Source organism: Gemmatimonadaceae bacterium (assembly GCA_036496605.1).
In the GTDB taxonomy this organism is placed as follows: domain Bacteria; phylum Gemmatimonadota; class Gemmatimonadetes; order Gemmatimonadales; family Gemmatimonadaceae; genus AG2.
Window position 1 is genome coordinate 64,307 of the sequence record DASXKV010000011.1, and the last position, 13,537, is coordinate 77,843.

12 protein-coding genes are annotated in these 13,537 nt (G+C 64.1%); 5 read left to right on the forward strand and 7 right to left on the reverse strand.

Annotated elements, in window-relative coordinates:
• Positions 1-92 precede the first annotated feature (92 nt).
• Complete coding sequence (solA, locus tag VGH98_05015; GenBank protein ID HEY2375315.1) at positions 93-1,229, reverse strand: N-methyl-L-tryptophan oxidase; 1,137 nt, start codon at positions 1,227-1,229, stop codon at positions 93-95.
• A gap of 189 nt (positions 1,230-1,418) precedes the next feature.
• Here solA and VGH98_05020 point away from each other — a divergent pair, with 189 nt between their 5' ends.
• From VGH98_05020 to VGH98_05030, 3 genes are all read left to right on the forward strand, one after another.
• Positions 1,419-2,561, forward strand: a complete 1,143-nt coding sequence (locus tag VGH98_05020; protein HEY2375316.1) for a histidine kinase — start codon at positions 1,419-1,421, stop codon at positions 2,559-2,561.
• Positions 2,551-3,378, forward strand: coding sequence for a LytTR family DNA-binding domain-containing protein (locus VGH98_05025; protein HEY2375317.1), 828 nt, complete (start codon positions 2,551-2,553; stop codon positions 3,376-3,378). Before VGH98_05020 ends, VGH98_05025 begins: the two co-directional genes overlap by 11 nt.
• Before the next feature lie 107 nt (positions 3,379-3,485).
• Positions 3,486-4,466 (forward strand): SPFH domain-containing protein, encoded by a 981-nt coding sequence (locus VGH98_05030; protein HEY2375318.1) that lies wholly within the window; start codon positions 3,486-3,488, stop codon positions 4,464-4,466.
• A gap of 4 nt (positions 4,467-4,470) precedes the next feature.
• Here VGH98_05030 and VGH98_05035 read toward each other — a convergent pair whose 3' ends face one another.
• The 6 genes from VGH98_05035 to VGH98_05060 all read right to left on the reverse strand — a co-directional run bounded on the left by VGH98_05035 (position 4,471) and on the right by VGH98_05060 (position 10,760).
• On the reverse strand, positions 4,471-5,196 hold the full coding sequence (locus tag VGH98_05035) for a Yip1 family protein (protein HEY2375319.1): 726 nt from the start codon (positions 5,194-5,196) through the stop codon (positions 4,471-4,473).
• A 177-nt stretch (positions 5,197-5,373) separates the two neighbouring features.
• Positions 5,374-6,267: a hypothetical protein gene (locus VGH98_05040; protein ID HEY2375320.1), complete on the reverse strand. Its 894-nt coding sequence runs from the start codon at positions 6,265-6,267 to the stop codon at positions 5,374-5,376.
• 133 nt (positions 6,268-6,400) lie between these two features.
• Positions 6,401-7,702, reverse strand: a complete 1,302-nt coding sequence (locus tag VGH98_05045) for a HEAT repeat domain-containing protein (protein HEY2375321.1) — start codon at positions 7,700-7,702, stop codon at positions 6,401-6,403.
• A complete protein-coding gene (locus VGH98_05050) occupies positions 7,699-9,489 on the reverse strand; it encodes a HEAT repeat domain-containing protein (GenBank protein HEY2375322.1) in 1,791 nt (596 codons plus the stop codon). The genes VGH98_05045 and VGH98_05050 overlap by 4 nt, the downstream gene beginning before the upstream one ends.
• A gap of 42 nt (positions 9,490-9,531) precedes the next feature.
• Entirely contained in the window at positions 9,532-10,176 is a 645-nt protein-coding gene (locus tag VGH98_05055) for a hypothetical protein (GenBank protein ID HEY2375323.1), read from the reverse strand.
• On the reverse strand, positions 10,173-10,760 hold the full coding sequence (locus VGH98_05060) for an RNA polymerase sigma factor (protein ID HEY2375324.1): 588 nt from the start codon (positions 10,758-10,760) through the stop codon (positions 10,173-10,175). Before VGH98_05060 ends, VGH98_05055 begins: the two co-directional genes overlap by 4 nt.
• A gap of 166 nt (positions 10,761-10,926) precedes the next feature.
• On the opposite strand from VGH98_05060, the gene VGH98_05065 reads away from it, so the two are divergent.
• Both VGH98_05065 and VGH98_05070 read left to right on the forward strand, forming a co-directional pair.
• On the forward strand, positions 10,927-12,672 hold the full coding sequence (locus tag VGH98_05065) for a DUF4153 domain-containing protein (protein HEY2375325.1): 1,746 nt from the start codon (positions 10,927-10,929) through the stop codon (positions 12,670-12,672).
• 40 nt (positions 12,673-12,712) lie between these two features.
• A complete protein-coding gene (locus tag VGH98_05070; GenBank protein HEY2375326.1) occupies positions 12,713-13,492 on the forward strand; it encodes a helix-turn-helix domain-containing protein in 780 nt (259 codons plus the stop codon).
• The last annotated feature ends 45 nt before the right edge of the window (positions 13,493-13,537 follow it).

Consider the following 13,537-nt stretch of genomic DNA (forward strand, 5'->3'; position numbering starts at 1 on the left):
GGGGAGCACAGAGAGACGAGCTTCTCGCGCTCCTCGAAACGAATCGACGTCGGCTTCGGACCTTTCTTTCAGCGCGGTCTGATGTTGTCACGTCAACTCACGGCGCTGGGCCGCTCACGACCAAATGGAATCAGATCAGGACGGGCCGTGCCCATCAATACGTCGGCAACCGCTTCGCCGATCGCGCTCGCGAACTTGAAGCCGTGGCCAGAGCAAGCGCTGACGATCAGGACGTCTTCGTGCCGTGCGTGTGGCGTAATGAGAAAATGGCCATCGGCCGTGTTCGTATAAAGACACGTCGCCGAGCGACGTCGCTCGCCAGCGGCATCGGGAAGATAGGTCCTGAGCAAGGCCGTCACCCGATCGACTTCCTCCTTGTCGACGTCACGGCGAACAGTATCGGGATCGGTTGGCTCTCCCTCGTGATGGATCGCCGCTTTGACACCGTCGCCGCCGTCAGGCACGAAATAGAAAATTCGATCGGCCGCGTACTCGATCATCGCGATCGGACAGCGAGCCGGCGTGAAATTCTCCTGATGGCGTGCTGGCGTGAACCAGTGCATCACCTGTCGCTCGACACCGAGCGAAATGGAATCATCATCGAGCAAGGCTGGCGTCCAGGCGCCGGCGCACAACGCGAGTTTGCCCGAGTCGTATTCACCGTTCGACGTGACCACGCGAACGCGACCGCCGGAGCAGCTCCACTCCTGCACCGGCTCGTCGAAGAACACCTCAGCGCCCGACGCAACGCCGAGTCGAAGGTGCGCGTCGACGCAGGCCTCGGGGTCAAGAATTCCCGCTCGGGGCTCGTAAAACGCCGTCATCTCGTTAGGTAGCGCGAATGCAGGAAACCGCGCTCGGACCTCGGCGGCGCTCAGCTCCTCATGCTCGAGTGCATGTTCTCGCGCACTGAGGAAGGCACCGCTCACTAGGACGCCGCGGCGCTGGCCAATCATCATCCCGCCGGTCTGGTGAAATAATCGGTGAGCGGAGCGGCGTTCCAGATCGGCCCAGAGCTCGTACGCGCGCTGAACGAGCGGAACGTAGCGCGGGTGCTCGTAGTACGACTCGCGGATGATTCGCGACAGCCCGTGTGTGGATCCCAGGGTGTGCGGCGGTGTGAACCGATCGAAGCCGGCGACGCGAACGCCACGCCGCGCCAGATGGTACAAAGCGGCGCTCCCCATCGCTCCGAGCCCCACGATGATGGCGTCGATGGTGTGAGCCATTGGTTGGGACAGTGCACGGCCGCCGCGCTGCCGTCAACTCTCATCGACGCTCGCGAACGCTCCTGCTCCCATTCGTCAGCCACAACGTCCCTTCCACCCCACGCTTCTGGCCACCGGCGGACGTCGTCGGTACATCAAGGGGTGCTCGCGTCTTCTCCTCCCGTTTCCGCAGCCCGGCCACGCCGTTCGTTGGCGCATCGTGCGCTGGCGTCCGTTGCCTACGTTGCTCTGTGGTCCGCCGTCGGCGCGTTATTCGCCGCGCAGTCGTACATCACGTACTCCTACAGCGGCACTCGAGCGGTCTCCGGTCTTCGGTTGCTTGGCTTCGCGCTGGCTGATTGGTACGTGTGGGCGCTGCTGGCGCCCGCGATTTTCTGGCTCACGCGACGATTCAGCTTCATTCGACATCCCTGGCGCTCCGCGGCGATACATCTGCCGGCGACGTTCGCCTTCCTGTTCGCGCGGATGGAGTTGCGCGTGCTCGTCGGACAATTGATTCCCGCGGTGCGAATGGGGCCAGCGGGAATCATGACGTCGATGGCGCTACAGGTCTTCGTGTACTGGTCAATCGTCGCGGTCGCGCTGGCTCTCCAGTATCAGCGGATGTATCGCGAAGAACAGTTCGCAGCCGTGGGCCTCAAGACGCAACTCGCGCGCGCCGAGCTCGGCCTGCTCAAGATGCAATTACAACCGCACTTTCTTTTCAATACGCTCAACGCGATCTCGGAACAGGTTCACGCCGATCCTGAAGGAGCCGAGCGCATGATCACGCATCTGAGCGAGCTGCTGCGTCACACGATTCACTCCGGAGAGGCGCAGGAGATCTCACTCGGCGAGGAGCTGGCGCTGCTCGAGCGCTATCTCGTGATCCAGCGCGCGCGATTCGCCGGACGACTCGAGGTGACACTCGACGTCGACGCGGGCGCCATGGGAGCGCTCGTTCCCAATCTCGTGCTACAGCCGCTGGTCGAGAACGCGATTCGGCATGGCATCGCGCCGCGAGCGAGCGGCGGCCATGTCGAGGTAGTCGCGCGGCGCGACTTGAAGAAGCGCCAGTTGCTGCTCGAGGTGCGGGACGACGGCATCGGTCTCGAAGCAGCGCGGGCGCGCCGCCGCTCGGCGTCCAACACCGGTGAAGGGGTCGGCATTCCGAATACCGCCTCGCGGCTCCGGCAACTCTACGGGGCGGAGTACACGTTCACGTTAGGCGGCCGGCCGGCGGGCGGAGTCGTCGCGTCGCTCGCGTTACCGCTGCACGATACCCTCATGGTTCATCACGCGTCCGGTATGCATCGACCGTCGCCCTACGGCGGAGTGGTACATGGAGCGTAGCAGCGCGCCGCGAATGACCATGCGCGGCGCGACGCCACTCCGGGTCCTCCTCGTCGACGACGAGCCGCTCGCGCTCCGGAAGCTGCGTCGATTGTTGTCCAGCGAGCGCGACATCCAGATCGTGGCCGAGTGCAGTGACGGCAAAGCCGCGGCCGATGCAATCCGTCGTCATGCACCCGACCTCGTCTTCCTCGACGTCCAGATTCCCGAGCTCGACGGCTTTCAGGTTCTCGATTCCCTGGCTGTGAGAGTGCTGCCAGTGATCATCTTCGTCACCGCGTACGACGATCACGCCCTGCGCGCTTTCGATGCGCACGCGCTGGACTATCTCCTCAAGCCAGTCGGACGCGACCGTTTTCGCGAATCTCTCGACCGCGCACGAGAGCGGGTCCTGGAGCGCCGCGCCGCGGGCGTGGTTGATGCCCGCCTCCTCGCTTTGCAGGGTGAGCGGAAAGCGACGGCGGAGATGGCGACATCGCGCTGCCTAACGCGCATCGCGATCAAGGGCGATGGCCGCGCCTTCTTCGTACGCACGGACGACGTGGACTGGATCGAGGCGGCGGACAACTATGTGCGATTGCACATCGGCGGAACGAACCACGTCGTTCGGGAGAGTCTCCGGACTCTCGAGACGAAGCTCGATCCCCGGCTCTTTCTACGCGTGCACCGCTCAGCCATCGTGAACGTGGACGCGATCCGGGAGATGCAGCCGTGGTTCCACGGCGATCACGTGATCATTCTGCGGAGTGGCGCGCGCCTGACGTGCAGCCGCCGATACGACGAGCGGCTCCGGCAGATGCTCGCGAATGATCTGTAAGGCCAACTGGCCGATTGCCTCACCGCCCCGGTACTCGTCCATCCATAGCGGCCGTGACGTGCGACCGCCCAGTCCTCAGACCAATACCGGCGCATAGCGAGGAACCGATGGGGCTCCGCGACTTCATCAGCAAACAGTTCATCGACGTCATCCAGTGGACCGAGACCGGTGACGGTGTCCTCGCGTATCGATATCCGATGCAGGACATGGAGATTCAGTACGGCGCCCAGCTCACCGTTCGCGAATCGCAGATGGCGCTGTTCGTGAACGAGGGAAAGGCCGCGGATGCGTTCAAGCCCGGACTCCATACCCTCGAGACGCGGACGCTGCCGATCCTTACGAATCTTCGAAACTGGGACAAGGCATTTCAGTCGCCGTTCAAATCGGACGTCTACTTCTTCTCGACGCGACTCCAGACGAATCAGAAGTGGGGAACGCCCAATCCGATCGCGATTCGCGACAAGGATTTCGGGATGATCCGACTGCGCGGGTTCGGCGTGTACTCGTACCGCATGGTGAACCCGCTTCTCTTTCATCAGAAGGTCAGTGGGACACGCGACCTGTACACGGTCGCGGACCTCGACGGTCACCTGCGTAACACGATCGTTGGCCGAGTGTCGGATGCGTTCGCGCAGAGCAAGATTCCCTTTCTCGACATGGCGTCGAATCTCAACGCGCTCTCGCAATCCTTGACCGGACAGTTGGCGTCGATCTTCACCGATCTCGGGCTCGGGCTCGACGCGTTCGTGGTCGAGAATCTCTCGCTTCCCGAGGAGCTGCAGCAGAAGCTCGACGAGCGGATCGGAATGAACATCGTCGGCAACTTACGCGACTACACCCAGTATCAGGTGGCGCAATCGATGCCCACCGCGGCGGCGAATCCCGGTGGGGGCGCCGGACTTGGTGCCGGCTTGGGAGCTGGTCTAGCGATGGGAAAGACGATTGCCGATGCGCTCAACCCCAACACGACGCCACCGGCAGGACCTACCGCTGCCGGCGGAGCCGCGACCAAATTCTGCACGAATTGCGGAACATCGATCCCGCGGACCGCGAAGTTCTGCTCGGAGTGCGGTACGGCTCAGTCGTAACGCTCTACGACTGTCTCAGCGCTCCGAGGACGGCCGGAATCGCGCCAACGATCCAGAACAGCACGCCCGCGATCGCGGCCTGTTGCTTCGAGACGCGACCGGTCGCGTACACGCCGATGGCGAGCAGGATCGTTACCCAGATTGTGAACAGATCGAAGCGGTTGAGAAGTTGCACAACAATGGGTTTGGTGGTCGCGAGGTCGACGAACCGTGCCGGCCCCAGCGAGAGCTTCACCACGCCGTTGAGTTGATCTGGTTTCAAAAGGAGTCCTTGAACGGCATTGAAGATCGATTGCACAATCCGCGGGACAAACGAGTAAGCCGCGACAACGAGCGCCGCGTTCAGCGTCTGCCGCGAATCGACGAGCTTAGCGACGAGCCACGTCATGAAGCCGACGATGATCGCGGCGATCGGCGTGAGGATGATCGGTCCCCACGTGGCCGCGAAGTTCGAGAATCCCCGCGTGCGCTCGATCATTTCTTCGGTGATCTGTGGATTCTTGCGCAACTGGTCGGCGGCGCGCTCGAACTCCGCATCCATCACCGGCTGCAACACGCCACGGCTCGCAATGGCGATGATGCCGATCGCAACCGTGACGATGAGCAGCGGAATCAGCCAGCTCCCGCGCTCACGACGACGAAAGACACTCGCCGGCGAGAAGAAAATGTCGACGAAGTCCTCCCACAGAGAGGCCGGGGGAGCAGCGGCTGCGACGTTAGGTTCGGACACGGGCCATTGGGTTAGGGAGTGTGTCGAGGGCGACGAGGGCCAGCTGAACGCCTTCGCATTCCGGAATCAGCGGCGTCAACATTCAACCCCATGCGTCCGAGGTCAACGTTTCGCGGCTCCGACACAAAAAAACCCGGACACCTTCAGGTGTCCGGGCTTCCTGCGGAGGGGGAGGACTCAGCGCTCGAGAATGATGAGGTACTTCGAGGGCGACCAGAACCGATCCGCATCTTTGATCTTCAAGTTGCCACGGAACAACGTGTGATCGCGGAAAGCGACGTCGGCGTCATCGAGGCTCTGTCGCGACACGATCGCGTACTGACGCGTCGAATCCGGCACCGCGATCTCGTGCACTTCACGCTGATCGATCGCGTTGAACTGCGACGCGTCGAGGGTCCGCGCAGGCTGCAACGTGCGACCAGGATGGGCCAACAGAAGGTTCGCGCCGCCCTCCCGCACCACGATGCCCTTCTTCACGAGCTCATCCTCGTTACCGATGATGTAGTACACCTTATTGCTAGTCGTCTGCAGCAGCGCCAGCTCGGTGCCGAGCTTCGCGTTCGCGCCGGCGAGGCTATCGACCTGTACCTGCATCGAGGCGACTCGCGCGGTCTGCCGCTGAATCGTGGCATTCAGATCCAGAATCATCTTCTGATCGCTGTCGACCGTCTGAAGGAATCGCGAACTGTCGGCGGCGAGGCGCTTCACATGGCCGCGGCTCGCGGCCAGTTCACGCGCCGTTGTCTGCGCACGCTGCACGAGGGCATCGACGCGCACGAGCAGGTCCTTCCGCGCTTGCAGCTGATCCTGAATCGGGCTCTCGCTATCCTTCTTTCGCTTCGGAGCGGGCAGGTCCTTGACCCGAGTGATCTGGCTGTCGATCTGGGTGATGAACCTGTCCGCGTCCAGCACTACCGTCATCAGGGAGTCCTTTTGAGCGGCCAGCTGATTGGTGAGCTTCAATTGCTCCGCGGTTTGCACGCTGTCGGCGCGCACTTGTTCGTGGGACATCTTGCAAGCGGCAATGCCGCCCACGATTGCGAGGACGGCTAACGAACGCAGCTGAATCATTGTTGGACCCGTTTGAGGATTCGCGAATTCTAGATGCCATCCGGGTACCGTGCTGTGACGACGCGCACGCTCACCGCTGCGTATAGGCGATAGGCACGGACGTTTGCCGCCGCGTTCGCTTCATGCAAGCCGACTACCGTTCGATCAGGTCCTTGAGGAACTCCTTCACGCGCGGGTCCTCGGAGCGTGAAAGTTGGGCAATGGTGCGGCGGCGGATGCCGGGGTTCTCGTCGTTCTTGGCGATTGCGAGCAGCTTGTCGACGGCGAGCTTGTCGCCGCTCTGCACGTAGAAGCTGATCAGCGCCTCCTTCATCTGCGGATCGGTAGTCGTGTCATAGAGCTTCACGAGATCGGCGGTCGGCACGCCAGCGCGCGAGGCGTAGGAAAGCGCGCGGCGCCGGGTCGCGATCGGCGCGTTCTCGTCGCGCGCGATGCCCAAGAGCCAGCGGGTGTTCTCGGTGCCGCCGACCTCGGCGAGTGCCGACAATACTGCGTCGCGTGAATGGTCACCTGTCAGGCGCGGGTAGATCTGACGCAACAGGTCCGCGTCTCGCCCGGTGGCGTATTCGGTGCCGAGCCCGCGGATCGCGGTGTAGAGAACGTCGTCGGGAACGTCGGTGCGCTGAACGACACTCCGCAAGAAATCGCGGGCACGCGGGTCACCCGAACGCGCGAGGGCGCCGAGCGATTCCTTCGAGAGCCAGGTTCGATCGCCGGACAGGTTGGCGCGCGCGAGTTCGATGAGTGGCGGTATGCCCGCGCCATGGTCGAGGCGGGACAGAACGCCTAACGCCGTGCGACGCACATCCATGTTGTCGCTCTCGTCGCGCGCGAGCTGGAGCAGCGCATCGCTCACTTTGGGCGAGATCGCTCCCTCGAGCCCCGCCGTCTGTCCGAGCCACGAGAGCGCCGATCGACGCGTCTCGCGGGGACGTGAGGCGTCGCGGCCGATCGCGAGCAGGTCGCCGCTCATGTCGCCCGCATCGGCCAGCATTGCGGGCATGACCGCTTCCCGACCGACGCGCCCTTCCTCCTCGCGAGCGAGCGAGAAAAGGTAGTCCGCGGCCTCTTCGGGACGCACCGTACCCAGGTCGGTCGTGCCAGCATCCACGCTCGGTGGCCCGACATAGGTCTGGATCGAAATGACGTCGCGGTCGGCGCGGTCGAGCACGACCCGCACCGGTCCGGCGACGCAAGGATCGGGGCGGCGGCCGTCGTCCCACGACCCCGAATAACTGTTCGGTCCCGTCTGGATGTAGCTGCGGCCGTTGCCGCACACTCCCGGTCGTGCGGCAAAACTGAATTGGACGCGTCCCTCGCGGGCCGAGGAGATGCGGCGAGCAAGCGACGACTGGGCGTGAGCGGAGGACGTAAAGGCAAGCATCGCGAGCACGAGAGCGCTGCTCGCCAAGGAAAGAGCGCGATGAATTTTCATTTTTCAATCAACTCCATGAGCAGTTTCGTGGTCCGCGGATCGTTCTTGCGCGAGAGATAGTTGATCGCCAACCGCCGCATCTCGAGGTCGGTGCTGTTGCGTGCGATATCGATCAGCTTGTCGGTCGCCTCGGGTTCCTTTCGCGACGCGAGCGCCGAGATGAGCTGCTCGCGCATCGATCGAGAGTCCGCGGCGTCGTAGAGTCGGCCGATGTCGCTGATCGGGAGGTCCGACCGGCTCAGGCGCTGTAAGGCAGCGGATCGGATCTGCGACGATTCACTCGTGTTGCGCACGATTCCGGTGAGCCAGTCCTGGTTGTCCTTGCCACCGATGCGCGCAACGGCTCCGATGATCGCCATCCTCATTCGCTCGCTGTCACTGTTCCTATAGAGTGAGCGGAGGTAGGCTGCGTCGTCTGGTGTGCTGCGGTTCGAGTACGCCTCGAGCACTTGCATGCGGAGCGTCTCGGACGCGTCTCGACGTTCCAGCAAACCGCGGAGGCTCGCTCGAGCAGCTGGACTCTCCGACGACATGAGGCCGCGTACGGCGGCGCGCTGAATGCGCTCGTCGTCGGATGTGCGAAGGATGTCCTCGAGCGCCGCAAGTCCTGCATCGCCAGGCATCCGCGGCAGATACGATACTGCTTCCGCGCGCACGGTGGTGCTGGGATCGTTCTTGGCCGACGAGATGAGGAGCGACGTCGCTTCAGCGTCCCCGCGTCGAGCGAGCATGAAGATCGCCCGGCGTCGGAGCTCGACGAGGCAGTCTTCCCGTCGATCGAGGACGTGTCTGAGAATCGGCAGCGCAGCGGCAGCATCCATCTGGCTCAGCGCGTTCAGCGCCTCGACGCGGACCATGAGATCTTCCTGGTCGCAGGAGGATCCTGCCTGACGAGCGCTCCGCTCGACGTCAGTGGCGGCGTCGTCGTTGCCGCGCATCGCGAGCGCACCGCGAATCCGGGTGCGGAGTCCCTCCACGTCCGTGTCGTCGCGTCGCCAACCGTTCGCCGAAGGTGTCGACGAACGGTCGGCGATACTCCGCAGGACTCGGTCGGCGGCCATCAGCTCATCGGTCGTGCCGATTCGGTAGCGCGAGAAGGCTTCGTAGTACGAGCTCACGTACGCGTACGAGGAACCTGGATAACGCCGAGTGAGATCATTGAAGAGCTGAGCGGCACGACGATAATCACCGCGATTGAGAGCCTCACGAGCAACCCGATATAGCGAGTCGGCCGGGTCACTCAAGACCCACGGCGCAGGCGGGCGTCGATTGAGGAAGTCACCGTCGAGCGATTCCGGCGCCATCGACGCGTCCGGCCAGGCGCGCGGCGCGATCGCGGTCGTGGGCGGAACTGGCGCGACTGGCGCAGGATCCGTGAGGTCGAACGACATCGCGCGTGGAGTCGTTAGGTCGCGATCGAACAGGCGCTCGCGCAACCGATCCGCCTGCTCGCGCTGGCGATCGAGCTGGGAATCCTGCAGCTCGCGTTGGCGCTGCTCCAACTCCTGTTGACGCTCGAGCTGACGATCCTGAATCTCACGCTGGCGCTCTTCGAGCTCGCCTTGGCGTTCGAGTTGCGCGTCTTGCATAGCGCGCTGCAGTTCCAGCTCCCTCTGGGACTGCTCGTCGCTGCGCCACTGCAGGCTCTCCACGGCACGAGGCGCGCGCGCCGGACGAGGTGCCGTTTCCGGACGTGCCGGAACCGGCGGTCTTGGCGGAGTCACCTGTGCCGCCACGGGCGCAGCGGCGCCCGCGATGATACAGGTCAACAGCATTATGCACTTCATATCGGTGATCTCCTCGAGTGCTCTGATGGCGATGATCGGGTATCAGTCGTCGGCGGCGTATTCGGAGGCGGCGGTCCGCAGCCGCGGAATGACGTCGCGCTGATCGAGCGCCTGCTGGATGAGCTCCATCTCGGTGCGGCGTGATGGGTCGCGATCCTTCTCCAACCGTACAACTTGAACGAGGACGAGCTCGAGATCCTCGAGGAGATTGCGGAGCGCTGGATCCGACCCAGACGGCGAGTCGATGAGTAGACGCGTCGTCAGCAGCAAGTCGTTCGCGCGCTTCATGAACGCGTCGTCCGGACGACCACTGTTCGTCTCGGCGGGAAGCGCGATGAGCAACGCAGCCGCTTGACCGAGATATCGTGACGTCGCCGGATCGACCGGTTGCATTTCGGCGAAGCGTGCCGGGGGAGCCTGGGTGACCGTATCGGCGGTCGCGACCTTCACGTGCGTCGTCGATTTCGAGAGCGACAATCGGCCGATCCCGACGCCGATCACCAGCGCGGCGGCGATACGGAGCCACTGTGCATAACGGGTCGGTTTGCGCGATGCCGGGAAGACCTGGGCTTCGACCGCCGTCCAGATCTCGCCGAGGGGCATGTGGCCCTCGTCAGGCGGACGATTGTACGTGCGCGCCGCATCCTCCAGCAGATCGTCAAAGCGGTCGCGGTTTTCGTCAGTCATGACTCGTACTCCTTCGCGAACTCGGCGAGTGCGGCGCGGAGTTGCGCGCGTGCGGCCGAGAGTCGGCTCTTGCAGGTTCCTTCGGCGACGCCGAGCGTCTCGGCGATCTCCGTGTGGGTGTAGCCTTCCAGGTCGTGCATGATCAGCGTGGTACGATAGATCTCGGGCAATGCATCGATCGCTTTTGCCAGCCGCTCGCGGAGATCGGGCTCGATTCGACCGTTCCCGTTGGGTGCTGGGGCGGCGTCGAGATCGGTGAGGTCGGTCTCCCGCTCGCGAAGGCGGCGGACCTTCCGCATGGCATTGGCGACGACAGTGACGGTGATGCGGTGGATCCAGGTGGAGAAGGCGGCATCGCCGCGAAAGTCGGCGAGTCGGTGGAATGCACGAACGAACGTGTCCTGCGTGAACTCCCGTGCGAGCTCCGCGTCACCCGTTAGGCGATAGGCGAGCCGATACACCCGGGGTGCGTGGGCGTCATACAGCTCGCGCCCGGCAAGCCGGTCACCGGCGAGAACCCGGGCGATGAGCTCGGGTTCGTTCACCTTTGGAGTCGTCTGGAGGGCAAACGCGGTCCGTGTCACGGTGCTCGAGGGGATTAGATGCGGCTCGGGGGGAAAGCGTTCGCTGGGTTTTGGATACGGCAGGCTGATAGAGAATGGGAGCGGGCCAAAGGTCCGGGGAGAGGTGATTGACGCCAAGTACTTTGTATCCTAAAGTATGATGCATCGTCTTTTTCCGGATTCCGCTATGCGACCCATGGACCCCACCCTCGATTCAGCTTCTCGCCCTACCGGCTCGGCCGCACGCGAGCGCGCCGCCACAGCGCGCCACCTACTGGTCGACGCTGTCGTGCTCGGCGGACTCGCCGACGCGTTCCTCCGCGGCGGCTTCGGCATTGGCTTGCTCGCCTGGATGGTGGTCTTCACCGCAACGTTCGCGTACGTCAAGCGGCGCCGGGGCGGAATCAACCGCGAGCAGCTCGGTTGGCTCCTTACGGCGCTCTTCTTCGCGGCCACTTTTGCGTGGCGCGACAGTGGCGGGCTCGGGTTTTTCGATTTTGTGGCGATGCTGACCGCGCTTGCACTTCTCGGCGCCACGTCCTCGGCCGTATCGCCGATGCGCAGCGTTCTCGGGCAGCGTATTCGTGATCTTGCTCAAGCCCTCGCGCGGAGTGCGGCCCTCGTAGCCGCCGGGGTGTTCGGGTTGGTGCTCGCATGCGGCCTCGGCGATGGAGTTCAGCGATTGCGCCTCGGACGCACGAGAGCACTGGTGCGCGCATCGCTGATCGCCATTCCGCTAGTGCTCGTTTTCGGCGTGTTGCTCGGCTCGGCCGACCCGGTGTTCGGCTCACTCTTCCGTCTGCCCGACATCGATTTCGGCACGGTGGTGAGTCACCTCGTCGTCGCGGGCTTCTTCACATGGGTTGTCGGAGGTTGGATGTACGGCGCGCTTCTGAATGAGCGCCCGGTTCCGCGGATTCGAGAGGGGTTGCCGATCACGTTAGGCAGCCTCGACGTGACGATCGTGCTCGGCGCCCTCGTCGCGCTCTTCGCGGTCTTCGTCGGCGTGCAGATCGGATGGCTCTTCGGTGGCGAGCGCCTGGTGCGTGCGACCACGGGCCTCGGGTACGCGCAGTATGCACGCCACGGATTCTTCGAGCTCGTCTGGGTGTCACTGCTCGTTTTGCCGGTGTTGCTCGGCAGTCGAAGTGCGCTGGATGACGACGCCGTGGCGATTCGCCGGCACCGATTCCTGTCGATTCCCCTGCTGGCGCTACTCGGCGGGATCATGGCGTCGGCGCTCGGGCGCATGGGATTGTACGTGCATTACTACGGTTTGAGCACGGACCGTGTCTTCGCGACCGTATTCATGCTCTGGTTGGTCATCGTGTTTGCCTGGTATGGCTTCACCGTGCTGCGCGGACGGCTCCGGGACTTCGCCGCGGGAATGACGATCACTGGCTTTGCCACGCTCGCCGCTCTTGGTTTGGCAAACCCGGACGCCCTCGTCGCCCGCGTGAACATTTCCCGCGCGCAGGTGGCGCTCACCGTCGAGGATAGCGTCACCACTCCGGCAGCTCGGAAAACATCACTGTCGGCGAACACTGCCTCTCCAATCGACTACGGATATCTCACGTGGCGTCTCAGCGGCGACGCCGTGGGCCACGTGGTCGATGCGCTCGTCGCGAATACCGTCTCGCCGGTCGGTTCCGCGGCGCGACTCGCGGAGGTTCGCGCTCGATGCGATGCCGTGAAGACGCTGTTTCGTCGTTGGGGGTCTGGGCCCGTCGACTGGAATCTGCGGGCTTTTGGTGGGGATTGGCGGCGCTGGAATGTCGGTGCCTGGGACGCGTCGCGTGTCATGAGCTCGCACGAGGCGGCGCTGCGCAACGTTACCTGTCTCGACGCGAGCGGCGAGACGCCGTTTGGCGATCGTGACCGGCGATCGCTGCGGCCGGGTGAACAGGGCTACGTTGCCCCCGGGACGCACTGACGCTCTGGTCCAGCGCGGCCAGCAATTGTAGCGTTTGGGCGTGACGCCTGGCCAAATACCCGACGGCTATCTCGAGCACGCGCCGCCGCCTTCGCTGCGCGAGTACGTGGAGTGTTTCTGGACGCGCGGGGCGCCGCTGCCTAACGCGACCGTGGAGCACATCATTCCGGATGGCGGCATCGACCTCGTGCTTGGCTACGGCGGGGCGAAGGCGGCCGAGCGGCCGAACGCGATGCTCGCGGTTGGCACGATGACGCGTCCGCTAATTCTCGGCAGTCAAGAAGAAAGGCAGCTCGCTTTCGTCGGTGTGCGATTCTGGCCTGGACGCGCGCTTCCCTTCCTCGGCGTGCCGGCGGCGGAGCTCACCGATTTGCGAGTCGATATCGCCGAACTCTGGCCTAACCGCGGGGCGACTCTCGAGAGGCTGGAGGGCTATGACGCGGCGGCGGTGCGCCGCGCCTTCGAGGAGCTCCTGATTCATCGATTAGAGCGTGCGCGACCGTTGGACATGACAGTCGACGGCGCGGTGCGCGCGATCCTGCGCGCGGGTGGCAACCTCTCCATCGCCGCGCTAGCGCCGGCGCTCGGCGTGACGCGTCAGCACATGGCGCGCGCGTTCGCACTGCACGTCGGCGTTCCGCCGAAAATGTTCGCGCGCGTTGCACGCGTGCGTCGTGCACTCGCGAAAGCACGCGTGGCCGCCTCGCTCGATTGGGCGACGCTCGCGCTCGAAGTGGGTTACTACGATCAGTCGCATCTCGCGGGCGAGGTCAAAGAGATCACCGGCCGGACGCCGAGCGAATGGCTTGTTTCCGCCTGACGAGGACAGGGGAAGGGACTCGATTCCATTTTTCCAAGACGAGCG

What these genes read in the sequence shown, in the direction of transcription:
- solA (HEY2375315.1), bottom strand. Translation starts at nt 1,229, where the DNA reads ATGGCTCACACCATCGACGCCATCATCGTGGGGCTCGGAGCGATGGGG.
- VGH98_05025 (HEY2375317.1), top strand. Translation starts at nt 2,551, where the DNA reads ATGGAGCGTAGCAGCGCGCCGCGAATGACCATGCGCGGCGCGACGCCA.
- VGH98_05030 (HEY2375318.1), top strand. Translation starts at nt 3,486, where the DNA reads ATGGGGCTCCGCGACTTCATCAGCAAACAGTTCATCGACGTCATCCAG.
- VGH98_05040 (HEY2375320.1), bottom strand. Translation starts at nt 6,267, where the DNA reads ATGATTCAGCTGCGTTCGTTAGCCGTCCTCGCAATCGTGGGCGGCATT.
- VGH98_05045 (HEY2375321.1), bottom strand. Translation starts at nt 7,702, where the DNA reads ATGAAAATTCATCGCGCTCTTTCCTTGGCGAGCAGCGCTCTCGTGCTC.
- VGH98_05050 (HEY2375322.1), bottom strand. Translation starts at nt 9,489, where the DNA reads ATGAAGTGCATAATGCTGTTGACCTGTATCATCGCGGGCGCCGCTGCG.
- VGH98_05055 (HEY2375323.1), bottom strand. Translation starts at nt 10,176, where the DNA reads ATGACTGACGAAAACCGCGACCGCTTTGACGATCTGCTGGAGGATGCG.
- VGH98_05065 (HEY2375325.1), top strand. Translation starts at nt 10,927, where the DNA reads ATGCGACCCATGGACCCCACCCTCGATTCAGCTTCTCGCCCTACCGGC.